The sequence below is a fragment of the Pedobacter jejuensis genome (assembly GCF_003725795.1).
GTDB lineage: Bacteria > Bacteroidota > Bacteroidia > Sphingobacteriales > Sphingobacteriaceae > Pedobacter > Pedobacter jejuensis.
Genome location: NZ_RBEE01000010.1, coordinates 1 through 26,183, shown reverse-complemented (window position 1 = coordinate 26,183; position 26,183 = coordinate 1). Strand labels below are relative to the sequence as shown.

General features: G+C 35.0%; 23 protein-coding genes. 11 read left to right on the top strand and 12 right to left on the bottom strand.

Going from position 1 to position 26,183, the window contains the following annotated elements; all coding sequences use genetic code 11:
• Positions 1-46 precede the first annotated feature (46 nt).
• Complete coding sequence (locus tag D7004_RS06175) at positions 47-634, bottom strand: hypothetical protein (protein WP_244214258.1); 588 nt, start codon at positions 632-634, stop codon at positions 47-49.
• 104 nt (positions 635-738) lie between these two features.
• Here D7004_RS06175 and D7004_RS06170 point away from each other — a divergent pair, with 104 nt between their 5' ends.
• Together D7004_RS06170 and rdgB are read left to right on the top strand one after the other, a co-directional pair.
• Positions 739-1,380: a hypothetical protein gene (locus tag D7004_RS06170; protein WP_123205004.1), complete on the top strand. Its 642-nt coding sequence runs from the start codon at positions 739-741 to the stop codon at positions 1,378-1,380.
• A gap of 17 nt (positions 1,381-1,397) precedes the next feature.
• On the top strand, positions 1,398-1,970 hold the full coding sequence (gene rdgB, locus D7004_RS06165; RefSeq protein WP_123205003.1) for an RdgB/HAM1 family non-canonical purine NTP pyrophosphatase: 573 nt from the start codon (positions 1,398-1,400) through the stop codon (positions 1,968-1,970).
• Positions 1,971-1,983: 13 nt separating this feature from the next.
• Here the strand turns inward: rdgB and D7004_RS06160 are convergent, their stop codons facing one another.
• Positions 1,984-4,182 (bottom strand): OstA-like protein, encoded by a 2,199-nt coding sequence (locus D7004_RS06160; protein WP_123205002.1) that lies wholly within the window; start codon positions 4,180-4,182, stop codon positions 1,984-1,986.
• Between the two features lie 63 nt (positions 4,183-4,245).
• On the opposite strand from D7004_RS06160, the gene tilS reads away from it, so the two are divergent.
• From tilS to D7004_RS06135, 5 genes are all read left to right on the top strand, one after another.
• The gene (gene tilS, locus D7004_RS06155; protein ID WP_123205001.1) at positions 4,246-5,577 is read left to right on the top strand and encodes a tRNA lysidine(34) synthetase TilS; all 1,332 of its coding nucleotides are present in this window, start codon (positions 4,246-4,248) and stop codon (positions 5,575-5,577) included.
• Positions 5,578-6,066: a hypothetical protein gene (locus D7004_RS06150; protein WP_123205000.1), complete on the top strand. Its 489-nt coding sequence runs from the start codon at positions 5,578-5,580 to the stop codon at positions 6,064-6,066.
• Positions 6,067-6,190: 124 nt separating this feature from the next.
• Positions 6,191-7,330, top strand: a complete 1,140-nt coding sequence (gene bshA / locus D7004_RS06145; RefSeq protein ID WP_123204999.1) for an N-acetyl-alpha-D-glucosaminyl L-malate synthase BshA — start codon at positions 6,191-6,193, stop codon at positions 7,328-7,330.
• Between the two features lie 249 nt (positions 7,331-7,579).
• Positions 7,580-9,454, top strand: a complete 1,875-nt coding sequence (locus D7004_RS06140; protein ID WP_123204998.1) for a glycoside hydrolase family 35 protein — start codon at positions 7,580-7,582, stop codon at positions 9,452-9,454.
• A 527-nt stretch (positions 9,455-9,981) separates the two neighbouring features.
• Complete coding sequence (locus tag D7004_RS06135; RefSeq protein ID WP_123204997.1) at positions 9,982-10,428, top strand: KTSC domain-containing protein; 447 nt, start codon at positions 9,982-9,984, stop codon at positions 10,426-10,428.
• Between the two features lie 82 nt (positions 10,429-10,510).
• On the opposite strand, the gene D7004_RS06130 is transcribed toward D7004_RS06135, so the two are convergent.
• Positions 10,511-11,626, bottom strand: coding sequence for a lactonase family protein (locus D7004_RS06130; RefSeq protein ID WP_123204996.1), 1,116 nt, complete (start codon positions 11,624-11,626; stop codon positions 10,511-10,513).
• 81 nt (positions 11,627-11,707) lie between these two features.
• Positions 11,708-13,252, bottom strand: coding sequence for a pseudouridine synthase (locus tag D7004_RS06125; RefSeq protein WP_123204995.1), 1,545 nt, complete (start codon positions 13,250-13,252; stop codon positions 11,708-11,710).
• A gap of 263 nt (positions 13,253-13,515) precedes the next feature.
• On the opposite strand from D7004_RS06125, the gene D7004_RS06120 reads away from it, so the two are divergent.
• Both D7004_RS06120 and D7004_RS06115 read left to right on the top strand, forming a co-directional pair.
• A complete protein-coding gene (locus tag D7004_RS06120) occupies positions 13,516-14,286 on the top strand; it encodes a lytic transglycosylase domain-containing protein (protein WP_123204994.1) in 771 nt (256 codons plus the stop codon).
• Between the two features lie 225 nt (positions 14,287-14,511).
• Positions 14,512-15,555 carry a 2Fe-2S iron-sulfur cluster-binding protein gene (locus D7004_RS06115; protein WP_123204993.1) on the top strand — a complete coding sequence of 348 codons (1,044 nt, stop codon included), beginning with the start codon at positions 14,512-14,514 and terminating at the stop codon, positions 15,553-15,555.
• A 132-nt stretch (positions 15,556-15,687) separates the two neighbouring features.
• Here the strand turns inward: D7004_RS06115 and D7004_RS06110 are convergent, their stop codons facing one another.
• From D7004_RS06110 to D7004_RS06090, 5 genes are all read right to left on the bottom strand, one after another.
• Positions 15,688-16,149 carry a DUF1905 domain-containing protein gene (locus D7004_RS06110; protein ID WP_123204992.1) on the bottom strand — a complete coding sequence of 154 codons (462 nt, stop codon included), beginning with the start codon at positions 16,147-16,149 and terminating at the stop codon, positions 15,688-15,690.
• A gap of 516 nt (positions 16,150-16,665) precedes the next feature.
• Positions 16,666-17,304 carry a DUF2310 family Zn-ribbon-containing protein gene (locus D7004_RS06105; protein ID WP_123204991.1) on the bottom strand — a complete coding sequence of 213 codons (639 nt, stop codon included), beginning with the start codon at positions 17,302-17,304 and terminating at the stop codon, positions 16,666-16,668.
• A 212-nt stretch (positions 17,305-17,516) separates the two neighbouring features.
• Positions 17,517-18,092, bottom strand: a complete 576-nt coding sequence (locus tag D7004_RS06100; protein WP_123204990.1) for a hypothetical protein — start codon at positions 18,090-18,092, stop codon at positions 17,517-17,519.
• Between the two features lie 175 nt (positions 18,093-18,267).
• A complete protein-coding gene (locus D7004_RS06095) occupies positions 18,268-18,726 on the bottom strand; it encodes a VOC family protein (protein WP_123204989.1) in 459 nt (152 codons plus the stop codon).
• A gap of 210 nt (positions 18,727-18,936) precedes the next feature.
• Positions 18,937-20,034 (bottom strand): tyrosine-type recombinase/integrase, encoded by a 1,098-nt coding sequence (locus D7004_RS06090; protein WP_208646798.1) that lies wholly within the window; start codon positions 20,032-20,034, stop codon positions 18,937-18,939.
• A gap of 406 nt (positions 20,035-20,440) precedes the next feature.
• Here D7004_RS06090 and D7004_RS06085 point away from each other — a divergent pair, with 406 nt between their 5' ends.
• Positions 20,441-21,415, top strand: coding sequence for a hypothetical protein (locus tag D7004_RS06085; RefSeq protein WP_123204988.1), 975 nt, complete (start codon positions 20,441-20,443; stop codon positions 21,413-21,415).
• 111 nt (positions 21,416-21,526) lie between these two features.
• Entirely contained in the window at positions 21,527-24,424 is a 2,898-nt protein-coding gene (uvrA, locus tag D7004_RS06080) for an excinuclease ABC subunit UvrA (RefSeq protein ID WP_123204987.1), read from the top strand.
• Between the two features lie 330 nt (positions 24,425-24,754).
• Here the strand turns inward: uvrA and D7004_RS06075 are convergent, their stop codons facing one another.
• From D7004_RS06075 to D7004_RS06065, 3 genes are all read right to left on the bottom strand, one after another.
• A complete protein-coding gene (locus tag D7004_RS06075) occupies positions 24,755-25,177 on the bottom strand; it encodes an SH3 domain-containing protein (RefSeq protein WP_123204986.1) in 423 nt (140 codons plus the stop codon).
• 8 nt (positions 25,178-25,185) lie between these two features.
• Positions 25,186-25,650, bottom strand: a complete 465-nt coding sequence (locus tag D7004_RS06070) for a BON domain-containing protein (protein ID WP_123204985.1) — start codon at positions 25,648-25,650, stop codon at positions 25,186-25,188.
• A 332-nt stretch (positions 25,651-25,982) separates the two neighbouring features.
• Positions 25,983-26,183 (bottom strand): integrase core domain-containing protein (locus D7004_RS06065; RefSeq protein ID WP_148042763.1); only part of this gene is annotated, 201 nt, incomplete at its 5' end.

The following is a 26,183-nucleotide window of genomic DNA, read 5'->3' as shown; positions in this document are numbered from 1 at the left end:
TTTGCAAATTTACTACTAACGGTTTAATTAATTGAATTTGATGGAATTATGGCTTAATTAGCTTCCGCAATTCATTGTCATTAATTTTAACCGGATATTTTTCTCTCAAGCTTTTCAGCCAGTTGCTTTCCAATTGTTGTTGATAATCGGCAATAACTTCGCCTCTTACTTCCCGCAATGGTTTATTATAAATTAATTTATTTCTCTTGTAAAAATCATCTATTTCTTGCTCATCGTCTTGTGCTTTGTTCCATATCTTTTGCTCAGATACATTGAACATTAAAACACCCTCACGATATTCATTTAGCAGATAATCATAATCTTTGTTCGAATTAATTACCTTTTTGTGCGCATCTAAAGCACTTTCAAAAGTCTTAATTTCTTCCTTGTACGTATTGTTTTTATCAAGCCCCATTTCTCGGGCATCTAATACTTTTAATTTAAAGTTGATATACAAATTTAAATAATTCAATAGCTCGTTGTAATCTGTAGCGTTATTTCCGTTATGGCTTTTCTTGTAAGCCCACATAAATTCTTTACTGCTAACAGGTTTATTGTTTATTGTAGCAACATTTTGCGCAAACGCTGCAGTACCTAATAAGCCGAAAACAAATAAGCAATACGCTTTTCTCACACAGAATATTCTACCGAATTTAAAGGATAAAAGTAACAATAAGCGGGGCTATTATAAGATATTTAACTAATTTTAACAGATATTATTTTACTGCAAAAATACGAATGGAAAGTCAGGTTACCAACAATGCAAATGCTTTAAGGTTATTTTTTACAGAAGATGTTTTTTTGGTTGAAGATAAGGATGTTAAAATCGATGCTGAAGTTGCTTACGAGGCTGTTTCTGATGATTTAAATGCTTTAAAACATGTTGCCGATAGCAGTGAAATTTCAATTCCAAAGGATGAAAATCCGATACTTGTAGCGCATAAACATCCTGAAAGCCTGGAAATTCCGCCTATTTTAGAAGAGAATAAACCCAAAACTGAATTTAAGTTTTTAGGCGGAAATAAAAAGTTTGTACTTATTTTGGTTAATGATAAAACTTACGACGTGAGTACCGAGCAGGGTAGAGACTTGCTTCGTAAAATTGTTAAGGCTATTGATTTAAGTACGCCCGATTTCGCCCTCTTAAATTTTGCAAACCACATTGGAACTGATTACGCAGAATTACAGCAATTTTTTAAACCCCAATTGATGCTTGCCTTTGGTGTTGAAACAAGTCATTTAAACCTGGATTTGGTTTGGGAGAATGAAATTTTAACACATGAATCGACCAGGATGATATTTGCACCCAACCTACATGATTTGGATGGGAATCTTGCAGAGAAAAAAGCACTATGGTCGCACCTTCAAAAAATTAAGTAACAGCAATTGTATAATTTATGAATCAACTTGTTTTCGCAACAAACAATCAACATAAAACCGAAGAAATTCGTGCTGCTTTAATTGGGCAGTATGAAGTTTTAAATTTAGAAGACATCGGTTGTTTCACGGACATCCCGGAAACTGCAGATACCTTCGAAGGAAACGCAACGCTTAAAAGTACATATGTTGCAACTCATTATAAATTAGATTGTTTTGCTGATGATAGCGGCTTAGAGATTGAGGCTTTAAACAACGAGCCAGGTGTTTATTCTGCCAGATACTCGGGTAGTAGAGACAGCCTGGAGAACATTAATTTGGTGCTAAAGAAACTGGAGGGTGTAGAAAATCGAAAAGCTAGGTTTAAAACAGTAATCTCTTTAATGCAAAATGGAGAAAATCATTTGTTTGAAGGTGTAATAAATGGCACCATACGAACAGCGTTATCTGGCGCAATGGGTTTCGGCTACGATCCAATTTTTCAGCCTGATGGTTATGACATTACATTTGCAGAAATGGATATGAAGGAAAAGAATAGCATCAGCCACCGAGCAATTGCTTTGAAAAAAATGTTAGCGTTTTTAACAAAATAAGTTAAATCCTGCTTTATTGTTTAAATAATAGTTTTGGTGCTGTTTTCGTCGTATACTTTTTCGGCAAAATTGGTTTAATGCCAAAATTTGGCAACGAATCTGTTTTAGGTATAAATTTAGGCACAGTTGGTTTAATTACCACAGGTGTTTTGTTGGCTAGTGGTTTTGTGGCTGTTTTGGAGGTTGCCTTCACTGGCGCAGTTTTCGGCCTCGCTTTAGCTTTGCTACCCGAGGCGCCAATTGCTTCTTTTCGTGATTTCGGTCTGTCTTTAGGTTTCCATGAAAAGCCTTTCAAAACATTATCTTTTTCAGTTTTTACCTCAGGATTTAAAGCGCCTTCAATGCTATTAATGTAAACAATATCGTCAATATCATTATCTTTAAAAGTGAATTTTATGCGACTGCTAACCGTTTGATTCATTTCTTTATACACCTTCGTACTGTCATCTTGCGTATAATAAATACTTTCGGCGTTACCATCAACATACAATGTTTTCAATTTTCCTTCAAAGAAAAATCCGGTCATGTAGCGCCCTTTTATCTGGTTAAACCGCAATGAATCTGCTGGCGTATTTACCAAAAACGCATTCCTGAAAGCCTGCAAATTATTTAGCTTGTTCTTTTTAAATTGTACGTAAATGGTATCTCCAACTACCTGCGAACCTTGCGACCAAATAATTGGATTGCCAAAGCAGCGTAAGGTAGAATCGGCATTGGTGTAAAACAAACTATCTGTTTTCGCCTGAATATTGCTTTTAAAAATTTTAACGTTGTGATGGGCTTTGATAATTCGTGTTGTTATCGTGTCTGTTGGGTTAAAGGCAGAATCTGGTTTTATCAAGCCAGGTTTTAAGTTGGCAATCACCTTATTAATTGTATCCTTCACGCCTTTCTTTGTAACTATTTTTGATAAAGAATCAGTTTTAACCTTAGGTATAGCTTTCACCAAAGAATCTGTTTTCTTTACATTCTTTAATAGTGTATCCGTTTTTGATTTGGCTAAATTTATCTTTGCCGAGTCGACTTTAAGTTTTAAGCTATCCGTTAATTTATCAGAAACATCATCTGGTTTTTTGGGTGGCAATTTTTCACCACGCTTAACTTTAGGTTCCTTGCTTTGGCTATTGGTAGGTTTCTTATTACCAGCACTTTCGGCTACCTCAGTATTTCTTTCGGGTTTTTCCGTTTCCTCCTCATCTTCACCTACCTGGTTATCGGCCTTAACAGAAATTTTTGGTATCAGTTTTAATGTTTTCTGCAATACGACCTGTGTTTGCAAAGTATCAGCACCAAGGCGGAGCGTATCTGGGCGTTTCTTATCTTTTACCATTATAGAATCGCCTGATATCAAATCGATATAGGCATTTTTAATAACCAATGTTCGCTGGTCTATCTTGTAATAGAAGCCTAAATCACCAAACATTTTTGTTCCGTCTTTCTTATCTGTAAAAACGATGTTTCTTACTGCTTTTCCGTAGCCTGTTTTACCATAATAGTATAAACTATCGCCGCGAAGAGATTTTGTTCCCTGGGTATATAAATTCTTTTTACCAAAGTAGGCATCTTCAGTTGTTGTATTGTAGGCGCCGTTTTCAGTATACATATTGTCGTCTTTACCTTTAATGTTGGTTGGTCCGTAAAAATAGGTCCACTTCGAATCCAGGTTATAACGCATGGTATCCGATTTAATGGTGCTTTGAGGCGTAACTACCACTACATTGTACCTGAAATATGCATCACTGGTATTGTTAAAGTAATATCCGTTTTTGCTGGTTAAAGTAATGCCTTGGTCTTGCGTTACAATTTTACCACCATTGGTGTAAGTGCCAATCTTTGCCACCATATTATAATCCAAAACATTGGTGGTTAAGGTAGATTTTGGATCAACCATTCTTACATTGCCAGTTAAATGCGCATGTTTTTTATTTCCATCATACTGCAATTCATCAGAATAAATATCAGTTGTTAATTGCTGGATATGAACGTTTTTATAAGCTTCAAAATAGTTTCTTTCGGTATAAAGCACTGCGCTATCGCAGGTTAGAATCGCATTATCTTGTTGGAAAACCGGATTAATTAAGTAAGAAACCTTTAATTTCGTATTTCCGGTTATCCTATCAGAACTAACAATTTTTATAATAGAACCTTTTTTTTGGCCAAATAATAAAACCGGACAAATCAGTAAAAAAAGAAAGACAAATATTTTTTGCACTTTACAAAGTTAGTTTTTTGTTCCGAACGTTGGAAACCGGTTAAAATTAAATATTTTTGGTGAATGCTACCCGTACAAAAATTTCTCGATTTTAATCATCATCAGCAGCTGTTTGTTACGGGCAATAGAATTCTTTTAGCGGTAAGCGGAGGTAAAGATTCTGTATTGATGTTACATTTTTTTAAAGCTTGTGGTATTGATGTAGGTGTTGCACACTGCAATTTTAAGTTACGGAAAGATGAAGCCCAACGTGATGAACATTTTGTGAAAACGTTGGCACAATCCTTAAACCTACCCTTTTACGTAACGCATTTTGATACGAAAAAATATGCAGAGGATCATAAAATTTCTACCCAAATGGCAGCAAGAGCTTTGCGTTACAGTTGGTTTGAGGAAATAAGAACTACCCATGGCTATGATTATATTGCTTTGGCTCAGCACCAAAACGATACCATTGAAACTGTACTAATAAACTTGATTAGAGGTACGGGAATTAGTGGTTTACATGGCATATTGCCAAAACGAGATAAGCTTATCAGGCCGCTACTCTTTTTAACTCGTACTGAAATTAATCATTTGGTTGATGAAAATAACATCTCTTTTGTAGAAGATAGTTCGAACGCTAGTACTGATTATGTAAGGAATAAATTGCGATTGGAAGTTATTCCTCACCTTCAAAACATTAACCCAAATCTTGAACATACTTTTGCTAAAAATAGCTCTCGTTTTGCCGATGTAGAACGTTTTTTGAATGTGCAGGTACAAAAGATTGCAAATGAGATTGTTTTAGAGAAAGCCGATGGAACTTACATTTCGATTGATGAAATTAAAATTCTAGACCCTCAAAAGCTTTTACTTTTCGAATTGTTAAAACCTTATGGTTTTTTAGAAACCGTTGTTGAAGAAATTATTGAAGCCTTAAATAAACAAAGTGGTATTAAATTTTTTAGCGCAAGCCATCAGGCAACAATAAATCGTGATTATTTAATTATTAGTAAAATTAACACAGAAGAACATCTACACAAATCCATTCATATAAATGATGATGAATTCGAATATAACGGGCATAGTTTTCTGCTTCAGTTTACTGATGAATTGAAATTTGAGGCCGATAAAAATAAAATCTTTGTTGATTCAAGCGCATTACAATTTCCTCTGATTATCAGAAATTGGCAAAATGGAGATAGGTTTATTCCGCTAGGAATGAGGGGATTTAAAAAAATCAGCGATTTCTTTATTGATGAAAAAGTGCCTTTGCATATCAAATCAAATGTGCCGATTTTAGTAAATGGAAACGGTGAAATTATATGGATTGTCGGCATGCGACAGGATAACCGATACAAATTATCTCAGTCAACAAAAAAAGTTGCTATATTCGAACTCAAAATTAAATAAGTGGAAAGCAGATTCGCATACATCGAAAAACAGTACATCGGCAGGGATTATGTTCGCATATTCATTAGGTTGATAATGGCTGCATTTTGTTTTGCGGCCTATGTTTACGAACGCGACCGTGATAATACTCAGGATTTGTTTCTGGTTGTAGGTTTCGGCATTATTGGCGTTTCTATGCTTTTGCTTTTTTTAATTCAATATAAAATTGTGGTAGATAATGGAAGTTTAATTTTAGATGGACTTTGGACAACCAAACGAGTTAAAATAGATTTAAATAGCATTATCGATGTAAAAAAGGCTACTTACAGTCGGTATTTTTTTAACAACCCGGTTTATAACCTACATACTAAAGGCACCATTCGCTTCTATTCTTCAGGAAAGGATGCAGTGGTTTTGACTGACAGAGATGGTTTAGAATATTTCATAGGCACTCAACGTCCAAATGAATTGCTACTTGTAATTAAGGATGAGATGAAAAAGTCGAAATAAGTATTCTGGATTCAAATAAATTCTTTCCAAATTTCCCTCCAATTCTATCCTTTTTATTGCAATTGCCTTACACTCAAATTAAATATAATTGGGTTACATTTGCCTTAACAACAATACAATAAAAATGAAGATAGGAATTGTTTGCTACCCCACTTTTGGTGGTAGTGGAGTAGTTGCAACAGAGCTGGGTAAAGCACTTGCTAACGAAGGTCATCAGGTTCATTTTATCACATATAGTCAGCCGGCAAGGCTTGATTTTTTCTCATCAAATTTATTTTATCACGAAGTTTCGGTTAGAGATTATCCCTTATTTGATTATGCTCCTTACGAATCTGCTCTGGCAAGTAAATTGGTAGATGTTGTTCGTTTCGAACAGTTAGATGTTTTACATGTACATTACGCCATTCCTCATGCTTCAGCAGCTTTTATGGCGAAGCAAATTTTGGCTAGCTATGGCATACACATCCCGGTAGTTACCACACTTCATGGTACCGATATCACGCTTGTTGGTAAAGATCCTACTTACAAACCTGTTGTTACATTTTCGATAAATCAAAGTGATGGCGTTACAACGGTATCTCAAGATTTAAAAGACGATACTTACAACCATTTCGAGGTTACAAAGGATATCAAGGTTATTCCAAATTTTATAGATTTCAATCGTTTTAGTTTACAAGCAAAAGATCACTTTAAAAAAGCAATTGCGCCAAACAACGAACGGATACTTATTCATACCAGTAATTTCAGAAAAGTAAAGCGTACTGCTGATGTAATTAGAATCTTCGAAAAAATTCAGGCTGTTATTCCTTCAAAGTTATTAATGGTTGGCGATGGACCTGAGCGTGCTTATGATGAGCAATTGTGCCGAACACTTAACATTTGCGATCATGTTCGCTTTTTAGGTAAACAGGATGCTGTTGAAGAAATTCTTTCCGTTTCTGATTTATTTTTGATGCCATCAGAATCTGAAAGCTTCGGGTTAGCAGCATTAGAAGCAATGGCCTGCAAAGTTCCGGTTATTACAACCAATGCTGGCGGTTTACCTGAATTAAATGTGGATGGTTTTTGCGGTTATATGAGCAATGTTGGAGATGTAGAATCAATGGCTGCTCATGGAATAGAAATTTTAAAGGATGATGAAACTTTGAATCGTTTTAAAGAAAATGCTTTTACCAGAGCACAAGATTTCGATTTGAAAAAAATACTTCCATCTTATGTAGATTATTATAAAGAGGTAATTGAAAATTCTTTGCAACTTAAGTAGTAATATTTAGTTTTTTGTGCCTTAAAAGCTATATTTAAAGGTTTGAGCATATAATTAATAGAAAAAAAAGTTCGTTTTTGAAGCGTATAACGCAATCAAACGTTTGACTTAAATTGAAGTTTTTTGAAGATATCAAGTCGGATTTTCCGAATTTTCAACCAAAACTTCTTTAATAAGGAAACTTTTTTTAGAAATATTTGTATGCCGTTACATCCATGTTTTGGAAATTAAACCTTTGAAGAAATCACAATGAAAACCAAAATCTTTACCATTTTTTTGCTGTTGGCTTTTGCCGTAAATGCTAAGGCCCAAACCAAGTCTGTTAAACATACCTTTGCTATTGCCGATGGAAATTTTCTTTTAGATGGCAAGCCTGTGCAAATCCATAGTGGTGAAATGCATTACGCTTTCATCCCCAAACCGTATTGGCGTCATCGTTTACAAATGATGAAAGCTATGGGTTTAAATGCTGTAGCCACTTACGTGTTTTGGAACTACCATGAAACTGCTCCCGGCGTTTGGGATTTCAAATCAGATAATAAAAATATTGCTGAATATGTTAAAATTGCACAGGAAGAAGGGCTTTATGTTATACTTCGTCCGGGACCTTATGTTTGTGCCGAATGGGAATTTGGCGGCTATCCTTGGTTTCTGCAAAAAGTACCTGGAATGGTTATTCGTGGTGTTAACGAGCCTTATCTATCTGCAACAAAAGCATATTTTACAGCTTTGTATGGTCAGGTTAAAAATCTCTTCGTAACCAACGGCGGACCAATAATTATGGTTCAAGGTGAAAATGAATTTGGTTCTTACGTTTCGCAAAGGAAAGATATAAGTTTAGAGGAACACAAAAAATATAGTGCAGCCGTATTTCAACAATTAAAAGATGTTGGCTTCAATGTTCCATTTTTTACATCTGATGGAAGCTGGTTGTTTGAAGGCGGTGCCTTGCCTGGTGCTTTACCAACGGCAAATGGCGAAGATGATGTAGCTAAATTAAAAGAAGTTGTAAATAAATATAATGGGGGCAAAGGCCCTTATATGGTTGCAGAATTTTATCCGGGTTGGTTAGATCATTGGGCAGAACCATTTCCAAAAGTTTCTACAGAAAGTATTGTTAAACAAACTCAAAAATATTTAGATGGGGATGTGTCTTTCAATTATTACATGATTCATGGAGGTACAAATTTTGGTTTTACATCGGGTGCTAACTATGATAATAAACATGATATACAGCCAGATTTAACCAGCTATGATTATGATGCGCCAATTAGCGAAGCAGGTTGGGCAACTGAAAAATACCTAGCACTTCGCAACTTGCTTAAAAAGGAAGAAACACCAGCTATTCCTGCAAAAATCCCGGTAATTGAAATTCCGAATATTGCTTTCACTAAGGCGGTAGATTTGGAAGATGTAAAAAATAACGTGAAGCCTGTTAATAGCGATAAGCCGTTAACTTTTGAAGAATTGAACCAAGGCCATGGTTATGTTTGGTACAGTAAAAAGTTTAAGCAACCCATCAGTGGTAAATTAGAGTTAAATGGACTTAGAGATTATGCCATTATTTATGTAAATGGAACAAAAGTAGCCGAGTTAAATAGTTATTATAAAAAATACGATTGTGATATTGATATTCCTTTTAATGCAACGCTTGATATTTTTGTAGAGAACATGGGGCGGATAAATTATGGTGCTAAAATCGTTAACAGTACTAAAGGCATTATTTCTCCGGTAATTATTAATGGCGAAACCATAACAGGTAATTGGGATATGTATAAACTCCCAATGGATGTAGTTCCTAATATCGCTAATGTTAAAAACACAGCAACAGCTGGTAAACCTGCAATTTATGAAGGTAATTTTACACTAACAAAAACCGGCGATACCTTTCTCGATATGCGTGATTGGGGCAAAGGAATTGTGTTTATAAATGGAATAAATATTGGCAGATATTGGAGCGTTGGTCCGCAGCAAACTTTATATGTGCCGGGCTGCTGGTTAAAAGTAGGGAAAAATGATATTGTAATTTTGGAGCAGAAAAATGATGTTATGCATAAGTCTGTAAAATCCATCTCAACACCAATTTTAGAAGAATTAAAACCTGAGAATGGTTTGCCAAAATAGATCGCTTTGATAGAGTTGAAGAATGTCTTAGATGCTTTTTTTGATTTGTTATAGTATTGAGAGTTAATTCGTTAACATTATCTAATTAGCCTGTCGAAGTAACATTTACTTAAAACTGCTTTTTATAGTTAACATCACCCTGAATTTATTTCGGCCTCCTTTTTTGCAGGAAAGATGCTGAAATAAATTCAGCAAGACGTTTCGTAAAAGCAACACGGAGATAAAAAAGCAAAATATTAAGCTTAAGAATCTCAGGTTTATACTAACATGGAAATATTCCACACCAAGATTTTAAACAGTTTTTCCATCTCGAAGCTAAACCTTTATCTTAGAATTCAAAAAGTAAATTTCTTCGCAACTCTTTCATTATCAGTATGGGTAAAAGCTATTTAATTTTAAGGTCTAATAAAATATATCTCAAAAAACAAAACTTTCTCAAAATCAAAGCATTATAAATTGTACCTTTGCGCCTTTGAAGCCTTAACTAAAATTCAAAGGTTTCGTGTTAATATTAGAAAATAGGTTAGATGAAAAAAATTGTTGATTACAGAAAGCTTTTAAGTGTAGATAAAAATGCTGAATTAAAAGATCTTAAATCTGTGTACCGCACATTAATGAAAGATTGTCACCCAGATAAATTTCAGCAGGAAGAAGAAAAATTAGAAGCAGAAGCAAGAAGTAAAGATATTATCGAAGCTTATCACTTTTTAGTAAGTATTGCACCCGAAACTCGTGAGCAAAATATTGAAACTTATACCGAAACCATCACAAAATCGAATATTCTGGATTTTGAATACAAACAACAAGTATTAAACATTCAGTTTTTTGATGGAAGTGCTTATGAATACTTTGATGTGCCTAAAGCCATTTATGTAAAGTTGGTAAATGCAGATTCGCCAGGTCGTTTTGCCCGCCGCCATATATTTAGCGATTTTCCTTATCGTAATGTTGCTAGAGTTGCAGAACCAGCATAAAGCATAAAAAAAGCTCCAAAATTCTTGGAGCTTTTTTTATACCTAAATTTTAATCAAATTTTTATCTACTCAAATCTTAACCTTACTTAGTAAATACTAAGTTCACTGGAGCAGCAACCTCTATTTTTTTGCCACTATAGGTTAGTTTGCCTGTAAGTTTATTGCGTTTAAAAATTATAACATCGTTCGTATATTGATGCGCAACCAATAAAAACTTTCCACTCGGGTCGATAGAAAAGTTTCTTGGTCCTTTTCCTAACGTGCTAACCGTTTCAACAAATCTTAATATTCCGGTCGATAATATCGAAAATACAGAAATGGTATTGGCATCGCCTCTGTTGGTTTCGTACAAAAATTTCCCATCAGCAGAAACGTGTATGTCTGCAGCATCAATACGGCCTTCAAATCCTTGCGGTGTTGTACCAATTTCCTGAATTTTCTTTAAACTTCCATTCGAATAAACAAAACCTGTAATACTTCCATTAAATTCGTGTGCTAAATAGGCAAATTTGCCATTCGGGCTAAATGTTATATGCCTCGGACCAGTACCTGGAGTGGTTTTTAAAACATTTTTCAACGATAAAATCTGTTGCTTACTTTTAGGGTTATAGCTATAAATATAAATTTGGTCTTCGCCTAAATCATTGCAAATCAAAAACTTTTTGTCAGGTGTAAATTTTACCATATGTACATGCGCACTTTGCTGTCTGCCTTTTGGATCGATACTTTTTCCTGAATGTTTAATTACCAATGCAGCATTATTTAAAGAGCCATTTGGTTTGCGCTTAAAAACCGCTAAGCTGCCACCGCTGTAATTTGCTACAATCACATTATCATTATCTACTGTAATATAACACGGATCTGCACCTTCACTATCAACTTTGTTTATAAATGAAAGTGCACCAGTTAAAGCGTTATACTTAAATGCGCTTACGCTGCTGCTACTGCCAGATTCATTTACAGAATAGGCAAACTTACCATCAGGCGATATGGCTAAGTAACTAGGATTGGCAACATTTTTTGCGATGCTTTTTAATTTTGTATTGCCAGTTGAGGTGTTAAAGTTATAGGTGTAAATCCCTTCGCTTTTAGCAGGCGTATTGGTGTATGTGCCGATTAAAAGATTATAATTGGTTTGCTGCGCTACAAATGCTATGGATATGGTCATAAATAACAAAAGAAGATTATACTTTTTCATAGAACTGATTTTTTGGATTGTAAACAAATATGAGAAAAATTAGGACTAACAAAAAAAGCAATCTTTCGATTGCTTTTGATATTATTTAATAAGGTGTTTAATCTGAATTAATTCGTGTTCTTCAAGGTAGCGCCATCTTCCTCTTGGTAAATCTTTTTTAGTTAAATTACCATAAACAACTCTATCCAACTTCTCTACATTATAACCTAAATGTTCGAAAATACGGCGTACAATACGGTTTTTACCACTGTGGATTTGAATGCCGATTTCTTTCTTTGTACCACCGGTTACATAAGTAATGTTATCTGGTTTAATCAGACCATCTTCTAACTCTAAACCAAACTGAATTTTATTTAAATCTCCTTGCGATAAAGATTTATCCAACTCTACATTGTAAATTTTAGTAATTCCGTTTTTAGGATGAGATAATTTATCAGCTAAATCACCATCATTCGTCATTAAAAGTAAACCAGTAGTGTTACGGTCTAAACGTCCAACCGGATAAATCCGCTCGCGACTAGCTTTATCTACCAATTGCATTACGGTGCGGCGTTCCTGCGGATCATCGGTAGTGGTGATATAATCTTTTGGTTTATTTAGTAGAACGTAAACTTTCTTTTCGCGTTTAAGTAATTCGCCATTGTAACGAACCTGATCTTTAGCCGGATCTACCTTATGACCTAATTCTGTTACCGCTTCTCCGTTAACGGTAATAATACCTGCTGCAATCAGTTCGTCTGCTTTACGGCGAGAGCAAATTCCTGCGTTTGAAATATATCTGTTTAGGCGTATTAAGCCTTTATCTTCATTTGTTTTGCGCCCCTGCTTAATTACAGTTCTTTCCTCACGGTTAAATTCTGTATCTCTTGGCTGGCTTTCTTCGCGTTTTCTAAAAGGTCTGCTATCAGCACCTTCTCTTGGCTTTACATCTCTAGAACTTCCTGCGCTTGGTTTGAAGTCATCTTTCCTTGCGCCTCTTGCTTTAAAGTCTTTGTATCCGCCTTCTTTACCATCTCTGGCTTTAAAGTCGCGTTCACCTGTTCTTGGCTTGTAATCTCTTGCTCCGCCTTCTCTTGGTTTAAAATCTTTCGAATCTCCATCCTTAGATTTGAAATCACGATCTCCTCTTGGTTTATAGTCTCTTGCACCACCTTCTTTATTATCTCTTGATTTAAAATCTCTGTCGCCTGTTCTTGGTTTAAAATCTCTGGATCCACCATCTCTCGATTTGAAATCTCTGTCACCTGTTCTTGGTTTATAATCTCTAGAGCCACCTTCTCTTGGTTTGAATTCGCGTTCGCTACCTCTTGATGTTGAATCTTTTGATTTAAATTCTCTATCGCCAAATTTAAAGCCTTTAGCTTCGCCATCTTTTGATTTGAAATCTCTATCGCCACTTCTAGGTTTAAAATCTTTTTTGTCTCCGAAAGATTTAGATTTGAAATCTTTACCGTCGGTGCTTCTAGGTCTGAAGCCGGTTTTAGAATCGGATGATTTTTTGAATTTACTGTCTTTGTCTTCTGATCTTTTTCTGTCAGAACCACCGGCGTTACTTCTGCCTTCGGTTTTTCGGCTTCCCGGATTGGACTTGTCATCCCGACTGTTCCTGTTGTTTTTATTTATCATGATACGCTTTTAGCCGCACCTGAAATGCGGGCTGCAAATTTAGGCAAAATAGCTGAAATACACAATTGCTTGGATGGATAAAATTTTATCGAAAAATAGCCTCTAACATAGATAAAATTGAGTGAAAATCAAAATTAAAAACCTTGGTTTAAAGCGGTTTAAACCTCGATTTTAGCAATATATTTTGTAACTAGTTGGTAATCTGATTATTAATTTTTACCTTTGTCAACGTTTTTTATAAGTTCACCAAAAAAAGGAGGAAAATGTTAAAGAAACACATCATACCATTTTCGGTAGTGGCAGCACTATTTATTATGGCAAAAGTGTTCGCTTACCAAATGCCCTTAGCACAAAAAAGTCTTTTAAAAGAAGAAAAATTTAACACTACAATACCAGTAACTGAAAAGCCAAAAACAGAGAAAAAATCTTTAATGGCACAGTTAAATTTTGCCGATGAAACCTTGCCCTTAGGCGATAGAAAGGTAGAACGCAAAATGAAAAAAATCCTTGCAGCTCATACTTATGGCAATACGCAAACGCATCGTTTACAGCGAAAAGCTGCCGAGTGGTTTCCGATTATTGAGCCAATTTTAGCAGCTTACGGAATTCCCGATGATTTTAAGTATTTAGCTTTAGTAGAATCGGGTATGCAGGCCGGAGTTTCGCCTAAAGGAGCAGCAGGTGTGTGGCAGTTTATGCCAGGTACCGCTCGTAGCTACGGCTTAAAAGTTAACGGTGGAAATGATGAACGCTATAATTTGCGCAAATCTACCGTTGCAGCATGCAAATACATTAAAGAAATGTATAAAGGTTTAGAAAGCTGGACATTGGTTGCTGCGGCATACAATGTTGGCGATGGCCGTTTACGCAAGCAGATTAATAATCAAAATCAAGATAATTATTATAAAATGCGCCTTAACCGTGAAACTGGTGGGTACGTTTACAAAGTAATTTCGATGAAACAAATTATTGAACACCCTGTTCGTTATGGTTACGATAAACCTAAAGAATTACTGGCATACAATGCCGAATAAAAAATAAAAGACAAGCATTTGGTAAGGCGTCTCGATTTAAATCGAGACGTTTTTTTTTGAAAATGATTTCACAGATAATATGATTTCATAGATTTTATCATTTATCTCTTATATCCTAACTTTATCTTTAGTCTTTCAGCTTTAGGCTTTGGTCTCTTATCTTTCAGCTTTAATCTTTCAGCTTTAGTCTTTCAGCTTTAACCTCAAATTCCTTTCTTTGCATATATGTACAAACTTCGAATAGATAACATTATAAATCAGCCGGGTGATAACATTACGCTACAACTCCAACCTGTAGAAGGAGATTATCCTACATATCTTGCAGGTCAATTTATATCACTAATATTCGAGGGCAAGAACAAGGAAGTTCGTCGTTCATATTCGTTAAACAGTTCGCCCGACTTAAACGAGCCGCTTTCAATTACAGTAAAACGTGTTGAAAATGGAGAAATTTCAAGATTATTACATCATAAAACCTCAGTTGGTGATGTCCTTTTAGCTCAAGAACCCCAAGGTTTATTTACATATTTACCAGAAAAGTATTTAAAACGCAATGTATTTCTCTTTGCTGCAGGTGTTGGCATTACACCATTATTCTCGATACTAAAAACTGCTTTAATTCGTGAGGAAAATTCTAAAATTACGCTAGTTTACAGCAATCGAGCGCTGGATAGCACTTTGTTTTATGATGAATTGATTGAATGGCAGAATAAATATCCCGAAAGGTTAAAAATTATATTCGTTTTTAGTAATAGCAAAAACCTGTTAACCGCAAGGCTAAACAAATTTTATATCGAAAAGATATTAAAGGAACATTTAATTTACGAGAGGGATGAGGCTCTATTCTATTCATGCGGACCAATAATTTACATGGATTTATGCCGAATTACTCTTTTGGGTATGGGTTTCGATATTAAACAAATTAAGCGAGAAACATTTGTATTGCCCGAAGATGAAGTTGATGAAGATGACAGTTCTGAAAAAGTTGTTGATAAAAACGCCTATTCAGTTGTTTTAAATTTTGAAGGGCAAGTTTATAACCTTGATGTACCTTGGCCAAAGAGAATTTTAGATGTTGCTTTAGAACATAAAATTAAACTTCCTTATAGTTGTCGCGGTGGCGTTTGTAGCACTTGTGTAGCCAATTGCACTAAAGGTGGCGTTAAAATGGATTACAATGAAGTGCTAACAGATGATGAAATTGAAAGGGGAAGGGTTTTAGTTTGTACCGGTCATCCGACAGAAAACGGAACTACAATTGAATGGTAACATTTTTTAAGTGTGCCTTTGCACGATTTATCTGATTGCGCAAATACTTGTTGAAAATGCTATTTTAATCTTTTTACTCAATTGTTTCTTTAATTATTAAGGCTGTTGCAGATTGCCTGCTACTTTTTTGAGTTAGCGATGTGTGGAGTTCTTATTGATGAGTTCTATGGTTTTTGCTATTTGTTTATCAATATCCTTTATTTTAGATGTTTGAATAATAATAGTTCTTTTCTTTCCATCCGTTAGTTTGGAAAATATTTCGTTCAAATCTTTGTCTTGCTCAAGCAAAATTTCAAGTACTTCTGGTATATCAACTCCAAGCGGATTGGGATCTTCCTTAATTTCAAATTCAATAGTTTCTCCAGGTTGTCTATCTATTTTTTTTAAATTTTTAGTTGAGATGATGATGAAAAAATTACCATCACCCAAATGATTAAGTCCACATTGAAATGATATTTTATCATCAAGATTACAAATAAGTCTTGTACGCCGTTTATTTTCAAATTGGTTAACGATGTCCGCATCAATTTTTAAATAAAAATAGCCTCCTTTTCTCTTTTCTAGTTGCCCGATGAGTTGTTCGCTTTTGTACATTTTAATTTATTATAACAATTGATTTTTACGGAATTTATTTAAGGGTTGGTTAAACCGAAGCTAAATTGTTAGTCCTACGCTATTTTTTATACCATTCTTCACTTTGTTTCCATTTGATGTTGCCATATTTTTTATACAGATGTTTGGTTTGCCTTACTTCTCCGTTTTTGGTAATGGAAAATGTTTTTTGCTCCCATTCCGTAATTGGGTGTGTATTTCAATAAAAGTATCCACCCTGTTTCATTCCAAAGTGTCCAGCACAATAAGGACTTTTTATTTTTGCGAGCTTTGTATATGCCTTTGATTAACCCAGGCTGAGGCAAACATCCCGAACGCGATCACAGCGTCTTTTGTCCAGCAGAAGCCCACAATGAACTTCAGGATTCCTGTAAAAGACCAGAATCAATATTGTTTAGACAACAGCCCAAAAAATTCTCTTTTAAACGCTTTTAGCTTTCCAGATTCTGTATTTGAACACCATCCAAACCTGATACCCCAGAAATCATTTTCAGTACCTTAAAACATCTTTAAATCAGCCAAGTGAACAGTTTCAGCCGAAACGAAGTGGATACTTTGGAGCGAAACATGCGGCCACTTTGCACAAAAATAAGTGGCCACTTTTGAAATAACCCCCATTAAGGCCCATCTTTCGCCAACTTCGCAATTCATTTGCAATCTGTCACAAGAAATATAATTTGTTTCCCAGCTTAATATTGGCATATAGCCATAGTCGTAAAATTGAGGCAGTCGGTAAAGTGGAACAGATTTATTACAGGTCCCACAAATCAATGGCGATTGGATTGTGATATAGTTTGTAATTAGTATGTAGAAGTCCGACTTTTTACATTTACAAGGAGTCTTGTAGCTGTCATAAGATTTGCCTACAGTCTTAAATGTTAGTTTGGAATTGCAAAGCTTTTCAATTTTTTCACTTTGTCTATTTACATAGAAGTTATTGAATTTTTTCTCCAGTGAGTTTTTTTCAAGAGTAAAAGGCAAACAAACGATTTTGTTGTTTTCTATGTAGTGAGATTCAATTCTTCCTAGTGTCTGTCCACTACCACGATAGAACGACATAAGTAAGCCAAACTCGTCTATGAGTTCGTCTTTGTCTGCATTAGATTTTATATCAATTGTTATTTCTTGAATGTACATTGTCGTCTTTTATGCTTGCAGGTAACGTTTTGGGGCTTTGCGTTCGGGCGGGCAATCGAAGCACAAAAGCCGAGTTTACTACTAATGTTTAATTGAAAAACTGCCGTTGAGTTTTGCACTTCAGCCAGCCTGACGCAAACTGCGAAGCAATCATCGAAACCATTAAAACAATAAATAGCGATGAGATAAACCCTTGTTACCTGCTGTTTTTTTCATCGGTTGTAAGTGTCCCAAATTAGTTTTCCGTCAAAGTCAATTTTATATTTTGTTTTTGCAAAATCTGTAAGTAAAATTCCGTCCGTTTCAATTTTAAATTCTTCTTCGTTGTCTATGCTAACAAAAATATCTGCACCTCCAAATTCCCATTTTTTATTTCCGTCACTGTCAAGTTTAGTTACTTGAAGTTCTCCGTGTATTATGTAGTTGTCGTTTTGCTTGAATATTTGAAAACAAGTCGCTTGGTCAGATTGCTTTTTCCATTTTAAGTGAAGGTCTGGAAGTGCCAAACAAAATATTGTATCACAGCAACAAAGCAATAATTTTTCATTATCGAGAAGTGACGAAGTTTTATGGATGCCTGTCGCACCGCCTGAACCAATTACTATGCAACTGTCAATGATTTGGTCATTTTGATAAATTTTTATTCCGTGTTTGGATGTCGGATATTCTGTCGCTCCGTCACCAAAATAATGTTTTGAGTAAATGAATTTATTGTCAGTCGAGTCAAACTTGTAAGTCGGCTCGTCAATTAATTCTATTGTTAAATCTCCATAATGATATTGGTTCATTTTGTTTTTGGTGTGTCGCTCTAAAATAGCAGGTAACGTTTCGGGGCTTTGCGTTCGGGCGGGAAATCGAAGCACAAAAGCTGGTATTACTACTAAAGTTCAATTGAAAAACTACCGTTGAATTTTGCACTTCAGGCCGCCTGACGCAAAACCCTTGTTGGCAGTAGTGCTTATTTTACATTAAGTTATCTTTATTTGTCCATTCGTTATATGAAATTACTCCCAATTCTGGTGTAGCTTCTTCGTCTAAAATTGAAATAAATTCAAGGTAATGTCCGTCTGGGTCATTAAAATATATTGCAATTGCAGGCATCCACGCAAAAACCATTGGTTTGTCAGTTCCGTCATTTAAAAAGTTGTATGGTTTTAACCCTTTTTCATTTAAAAATTTAGTCGCCTGGTTCAAAATAAATTCTGTTTCACACCGAAAAGCAAAATGTCGCTTGTCAATTTCTGATTTCGGTTTTTCCCAAAGTCCTAACATTGCTTCTTTAGGTTTTCCAATCCAAAAAAATGCTGCTCGTCTTTCTTCTTCATAATAGCATTGTTCAAGTCCAAGAACATTTTTATAAAAGTCAATCGATATTTCTAAATTCTCTACAAATAAATGAGTTTCATAAAGTCCTTTAATCATAATTTAATTTGTTGTTTGTTCTCTATACATTTTATTGTCATTTAGTTAAGTTTCGGTCGTAGCATTACTGCCAACTCATAAATATACGAAACAATCATAAGTTGTAAGAGAAAAAAAAGGCCTTTGTAAATATCGTAAAGCCATACTCTTTTATTTTCGTATTGCGTTTTTTGAGTACACTCTGCTCAAAAGACTACTTAAAAAACGCAACTACTTTTCTAAATTTATTTTATCCAATGGGCTTTGTACCATTGTCAAATCTTTCTTGCCAACCTTCGCATAAATCAATGTAGTTTTTATATCCTCATGGCCTAATAATTTTTGTATGTAGCTAATGTCTGTTCCTTGCTCTAACAGATGTGTAGCAAAGCTGTGCCTTAAACTGTGTATGCCAACATCTTTATTAATCTTTGCTAGGGCTAAGCTCTGTTTAAACACCAATTGGGCACTTCTAATGCTGTATTGCTCGCCAAATTGGCCTTCAAATAAAAATTTCTTTGGTTTATATGCGGTGTAATAGGCTCGTAAAATTGGTAATATGGTTTCTGGTAAATTCGTATATCTATTTTTTTTTCCTTTTGCCGCCCTAATATGTACTTGCATACTTTTACTATCTATATCGGTTATTGCTAAATTTACAATTTCGCTTACCCTTAAGCCCATCCCATAGGCTAGCATCAAAATGGTTTTGTGTTTTAAATTCTCTGTACTTTTTATCATGCTCGCAATATCTTCGGCATGGATAACTTTTGGTAATAATTTTGGCTTTTTTGGTCGTGGAATTTCGAAAGCAATTTGAAGTCTGCCTAAAACTTTTTCAAAATAAAATTTAATAGCATTTATTCTATTGTGTACCTGGTTTTCGCTAAGCTTAAGGGTTTGTAAACAATATAAAAGGTAGCTCTTTATTTGCTCGGTGCTTAAGCTTTCAACCGGTTTGGCTTTTAATAAATACAACAATTGCGCAAATTCTACAGTATAAGTTTTTATGGTAGAGCGGCTATAGGCTTTTAAATATAACGTATCGATATAAGCTTGATAAGCTTTTTGGTTTGCAAAATCTATTTTTGAAATATTTTGCATGCCAATAATCTTTTCGGGTAGCTTAAACCTTATCCTGTTCTCTACAACATCGGGTACATGCCAGGCTTTTAACGTATGGCTCCATCGCACACCTTTAATTTCTTTAATCTGCTTAAGTAATGCAGCATCTTTACCAAAATATATAGCTATTCTACTTTGTTTATAGTGCCTAAGTAATTTGGCTTCCCATTTCACAGCCTCCTTCTCCATAAGTAATAAAGACATGATTTTCTAGAAATTATTAATAGCGATTTAAATTTAATCAATAAAAAAAGGTTAGATTTTATAACCATATTGGTGGGAATCGCCAGTAAATTTTTATAAATGTGTTGGCAAGGAAGGTAACCGGAGCGACATTTTTTATCGCGATGTTTTTGAGTGGATACAATTCCACTACAGGTAATGTAATTTAAATTGAGGCGTTCCATAATAATGTTTAAGTTTCTTATTATGGGATGATGTTTAAAATTAATAATTTTCACATCAATATTCAAAATCTAATTTGTAAGTTATTTACATCTATCTACATAGAAACCAAGGGGGCTTTGTGATTTTGGGTATATTTCCTGTTGTAATAATGATTTCTTTAACAATATAAAACCAATCTTCAATTCGTAACGTTTATGGTTTAATGAAAAGGTATCTGCTCTTGTTCCTAATATTTAGTTTTTGCTGCATTAAAATTTTTGCTCAAGAAATAGATAAAGATTCACTCCTCCTAAAAAGAGAAACTGCAAATAAAGAATATGTAAATCTTTATAAGGAAAATGCCGATTTTGCCTATACATCGCCTGGTGGCGAAATTGGTGCGCCAACAAAATATGTAATTAACGGTAGGTTAACCACAACATATATGTTATTGGGAAGTTACAAATCTCCGGTTGCTTTTGCCATTATTCCTGATTTTACGGTTCGGGTTAGAAACGAATTCTCTGCCGGCGTAAGAACGCCAAGTTTTCGCTTAGGAGGCTCGCTTTTTGCCAGGTTAAACCCAAACCCAAATCATTATAAATATGCTGAACTTGCATTTACACATCACTCAAACGGGCAAGATGGTTCTGCCAGAAATGAAGATGGCAGCATTAACACAAAAACAGGAAATTTTAATGCCAATTATTTAACCTTATCTTATCGGTTTGGCAACTTCACACCAATAAAATCTGATGAAAGTTATTATTCTTTGAATCAAAGATTTGGTTTTCAATGGCATAAGTGGTTCCGTTATGAACCTGTTCTTGATGATGGTTTCGGCTTTACCAGGCTGCTTTATAATGTTTCTTTTAGGAAATACGATGTGATTGAAAAGAAATCTAAAATCAGAAATAATTTTAAACAAGAGAAAGAAACCTGGCGGTTGAATACCGAAATAAGCTATGCTGTAAACAAAATTCCTGAAAAAAATATTTGGAATGCCGGCAAACGTTTAAATGCAGAAGTTAATTTTAATTATAGTTTTCCATTTATGAATAACGTGTTTTTATTAGCTGCGGTAGGTTATTACGGTGAGGATAATTACAACATTTATTTTAAAGATAATTACAGTTATATGCGCTTTGGTTTGGCATCTGGTTTTCTTAGAAATCGAAGTCGGCATTATGACAATTAATCCTTAATACAGATTGAATTACACTTTCTTTTTGATAAAATTTTTAGCATTTTTGCAGATTGGAATTTTAGCCATTTCCGCTAAAAATCCTTCCCAATTTTTTAATAAAATATGAGCAATAAATCTATCGACCTTGGTGAGCAAAAAGATGTAGAAGTTTACGGAGCAAGGGTACATAATTTAAAAAATATTGATGTAAGTTTTCCGCGAAACCAGCTCGTTGTAATAACAGGCTTAAGTGGTAGCGGTAAATCTTCATTAGCTTTTGATACCATTTATGCCGAAGGCCAAAGGCGATATATGGAAACCTTCAGCGCTTACAGTCGGCAGTTTATGGGCGGGATGGAGCGCCCTGATGTTGATAAAGTTTCGGGTTTAAGTCCGGTTATTGCCATTGAACAAAAAACCACCAGTAAAAATCCCCGGTCTACTGTTGGTACCATTACCGAAATTTACGATTTTATGCGTTTGCTTTATGCTCGTGTTGCTGATGCATATTCGTACAATACGGGTGAGAAAATGGAACGCATGAGCGAAGACCAGATTCTTCAAAATATTTTTAAAAAATTTGACGGTGCTGCAGTAAACATTTTGGCGCCAATTGTAAAGGGAAGGAAAGGACATTACCGCGAACTTTTTGAGCAGGTGCGTAAACAGGGTTATGTTAAAGTTCGTGTTGATGGGGAGATAAAAGACATTACTGCGAAAATGCAGGTTGATAGGTATAAAATTCATGATATTGAAGTTGTTATCGACCGTTTAATTATTGATGAAAAGGATAGAAAGCGACTGTTAGATTCTTTGCAAACTGCCATGAAAATGGGTAAGGGTGTAATCAAAATCAGCGATAAGGATAACAATGTTGCGCATTTTAGTAAATTTTTAATGTGCCCAACAACGGGAATTTCTTACGATGAACCACAACCTAATAGCTTTTCCTTCAACTCGCCTTATGGTGCCTGCGAACGCTGCGATGGCTTAGGTTATATTTTCGTAGTGGATAAGGATTCGGTAATGCCAAATCCAAAACTTAGTATTTTAAATGGCGGTTTGGCTCCACTTGGCGAATATCGCGATACCTGGATGTTTCAGGTTTTAAAATCGCTTGCAAAAAAATATGCTTTTTCATTGTCAACGCCTATTGAAAAATTAAGCGATGAAATCATCAACATTATATTGAACGGAACGCCCGATTTAATTAAAGTTGAGGTTGAATATAATAAGTGGAACGTTCAAAATTATAACATCACATTCGATGGTATAATTAAAATGCTCGAAGAGCAGAATGAAAAAAGAGGGGAGAATGCGGTTGATGATATGGAGGCTTTCCGAAAACTAAAAACCTGTCCGGAGTGTAATGGTGCAAGGTTAAAGAAAGAGAGTTTACATTTCAAAGTTGATGGAATGAATATTTTTGATTTAGCATCAATGGATATTACCAATTTGCATAAATGGTTTGAAAACGTTGATGAAAGATTAAGCGAACGCCAAAACATCATTGCAAAAGAAATTTTAAAAGAAATAAAAGCTCGGATTGGATTTTTAACAGATGTTGGTTTAACCTATTTAACACTTGATAGAACGGCTCGAACACTTTCTGGCGGCGAGGCACAACGCATTCGTTTAGCAACTCAAATTGGTTCGCAGTTAATGAATGTGATGTATATTTTGGATGAGCCAAGCATTGGTTTACACCAGAGAGACAATGAACGTTTAATTAATGCATTAAAAAACCTTCGTGATTTAGGCAATACGGTTTTAGTGGTGGAGCATGATAAAGACATGATTCTGGAGGCCGATTGGGTTATTGATGTTGGTCCTGGTGCGGGGATTCATGGTGGTCAAATCGTTGCTGAAGGAACTGCAAAACAAATTTTAAAATCTGATACCTTAACAGCTGCTTATTTAAACGGTAAGAAAAGTATAGAAACGCCAAAAACCAGAAGAAAGGGTAACGGACATAAGCTTTCAATTACCAAAGCAAGCGGACACAATTTGAAAAATGTTTCGGTTGATTTTCCGCTTGGTAAATTTATCGCTGTAACCGGAGTTTCGGGCAGTGGAAAATCGAGTTTAATTACCGAAACACTTTATCCGATATTAAATCATCATTTTTTTAGAGCAAAGAAAACTCCGCTTCCATACGAAAAAATTAGCGGCTTAAAAGAGATTGATAAAGTAATTGAAATTGACCAGGCACCAATCGGCAGAACACCTCGTTCAAATCCTTCTACTTACACCGGTGTTTTTTCTGACATTAGAAACTTATTTGTTCAGTTGCCCGAAGCTAAAATTCGTGGCTACAAACCAGGTCGTTTTTCATTTAATGTTAAAGGAGGCAGATGCGAAACTTGTCAGGGTGGGGGAATGAAGGTTATCGAAATGAATTTTTTACCCGATGTGCAGGTTCCGTGTGAAGAATGCGGTGGAAAAAGATACAATCGTGAAACCCTTGAAGTTCGTTACCGTGGTAAATCCATCAGCGATGTTCTGGATATGAGTATTGAAGATGCTTGCGTGTATTTCGAACATATTCCAAACATTTACCGCAAAATTAAAACGCTTAAAGATGTTGGTTTAGGTTACATCACGTTAGGTCAATCATCTGTTACTTTATCTGGTGGAGAAGCACAGCGTGTAAAACTGGCAACAGAATTATCAAAGAAAGATACAGGTAAAACTTTTTATATTTTAGATGAACCAACAACCGGATTGCATTTCGAAGATATTAACGTGCTTTTAGGTGTACTGCAAGAATTGGTTGATAAGGGCAACACCATTTTAGTAATCGAACACAATTTAGATGTTGTAAAAGTTGCCGATTGGGTTATTGATTTAGGCGAAGAAGGTGGTGCTGGCGGAGGTAGAATTTTATTTGAGGGGACCCCAGAAGGTTTGGTTCAAAATCCATTAAGTTTAACCGGGAAGTTTTTGAAAAAGGAGATGGGCTTAGAGTCCGAGGTTGATAGTCCGAAGTCTGAAGTTAAGAAGGCAAAGAAAACAAGCTAAAAAAGCTAATCCAATCCCGGTCTATATCATCACAGAACGGAATTTTAGTTTTGAATTGTTGAATGATTTGTGGAGATATAAGCCATGGAGTGCAATTTGTTGGCTTAAGCATGTTGAAGGATGGTGTTATGCAAAAAATAATTTGTTATTTAGTTTTGTGGCTTTTGTGTTAAAAATTTGACCACAAAAGCCACAAAAGAATAACAAAGCAATTAAGGATTTATCAAACTTCGTTTAAAGACTTCTTAGCTGCGCTCAAAATGAAGACCAATTAAAAACAAAAAATCCGCAATATTGATAAATGTTGCGGATTTTTTTGTTTGATAATTCTTAAGCTTGTGCCTCTAAATATTGCGCATAACAATAACCCTCTTCACCATCAACAGTTCTTACCAGCCACCATAATCCATTACTTCTGTTAACTAAAGTGATTATTTCTCCATGCGCAGCTTTACCTACAATTGGCTGGTCGGTTCCTGGTCCTTTGCGAATATTTAAATTACTGCTTTGTGTAATTACTTTTGCATGGGTTACTGCAGCATCAATAGCAACATTAACATTCAAAACCAAATCACCTGAAACAAAATTCGGGTCGATTTGATTGTAAATTTCCCATAAATGATCTTTAATAGCGCCATTGGCTGCGGTACCATCAATGTATAAAATGCCATCTTGTTCGCGTACGGCTAAATTTGTTATGCCGGCTGCAGTTGCTGCATCGGTTAATGCTTTATATTTATCTTGTAATGCCATAATTCCGGTTATTTTACAGTTAGTTTATTGTCGATTTTTTTAGGTTTTAATACGCTCAAACGTTGCATCAAAGTAATTAATGAAGTTTTTTTGATTTCGCCGGTAAGCGTCACCACACCATCTTTAACGTCTGCTTTTACCGTTGGAAAATCTTTAGTAGCATCGGTTACATTTTTAATTAAAGTTGTGTCTTCTGTAATTACTACAGGCGCAGCAACAGGTTTAATGGTTAAACTATTTACTACAGATTTTACACCCTTTTCTGCTTTCGCAACTTCTTCTGCTTTTGCTTTTGCGGCATTATCTGCTACCTCTCCTGTCAGCGTAACTTCGCCTTTTGTTACGGCTACGGTTACTCCGGCAGCTTCTTTAGCCTGAATTGCAGCTTGAATATCTGCATCTTTTGGTGAGCAACCCACGAAAAATAGTGTAGCCGCAACAACCATACTCATTAGTAATTTAGTTGTTTTCATGATTTTGTTATATGTATTTGTTTAAAATTTTCAATGTAGAAATTGGGTTTTTTGGGATACCAATTTCAAAAAATTAAACAGGGAGATTTATGGAGCGAATATAGTAAATGAGTTTAAATTGAAGCAAAATGTTCATGTCTTATTTATGAACATTTTATAAATCATTTAAAGCTTGAATTAAACTGTGTAGTATATTAATTTCAATTGGCTTTAGCTAACATTTTATTGTACAATGCAATTTATAATCCTGAGTTCGATTATTAATTTTTTTTCAAATTATTGAAGCTGCTTTTTTGAAGTTGTCTCGTCCTGAAATAGGTTTACAGATTAGGTTAGTTCGTTTCGTTAAACATATCTACAACTTTACACTTTTTATTGTAATAATTCTTCCAAAGCCTTTTGGTATTTAGATTTTTTTCATGTACCTGGTTTGGCGTTTTCATTCCAAGACTCAAGTGGGGCCTTTGACCATTGTAGAGCTCAACTGCCTTTCTGAGGTTTCCCTTTGCCTGCCTGATATTATCGGTCTTTAG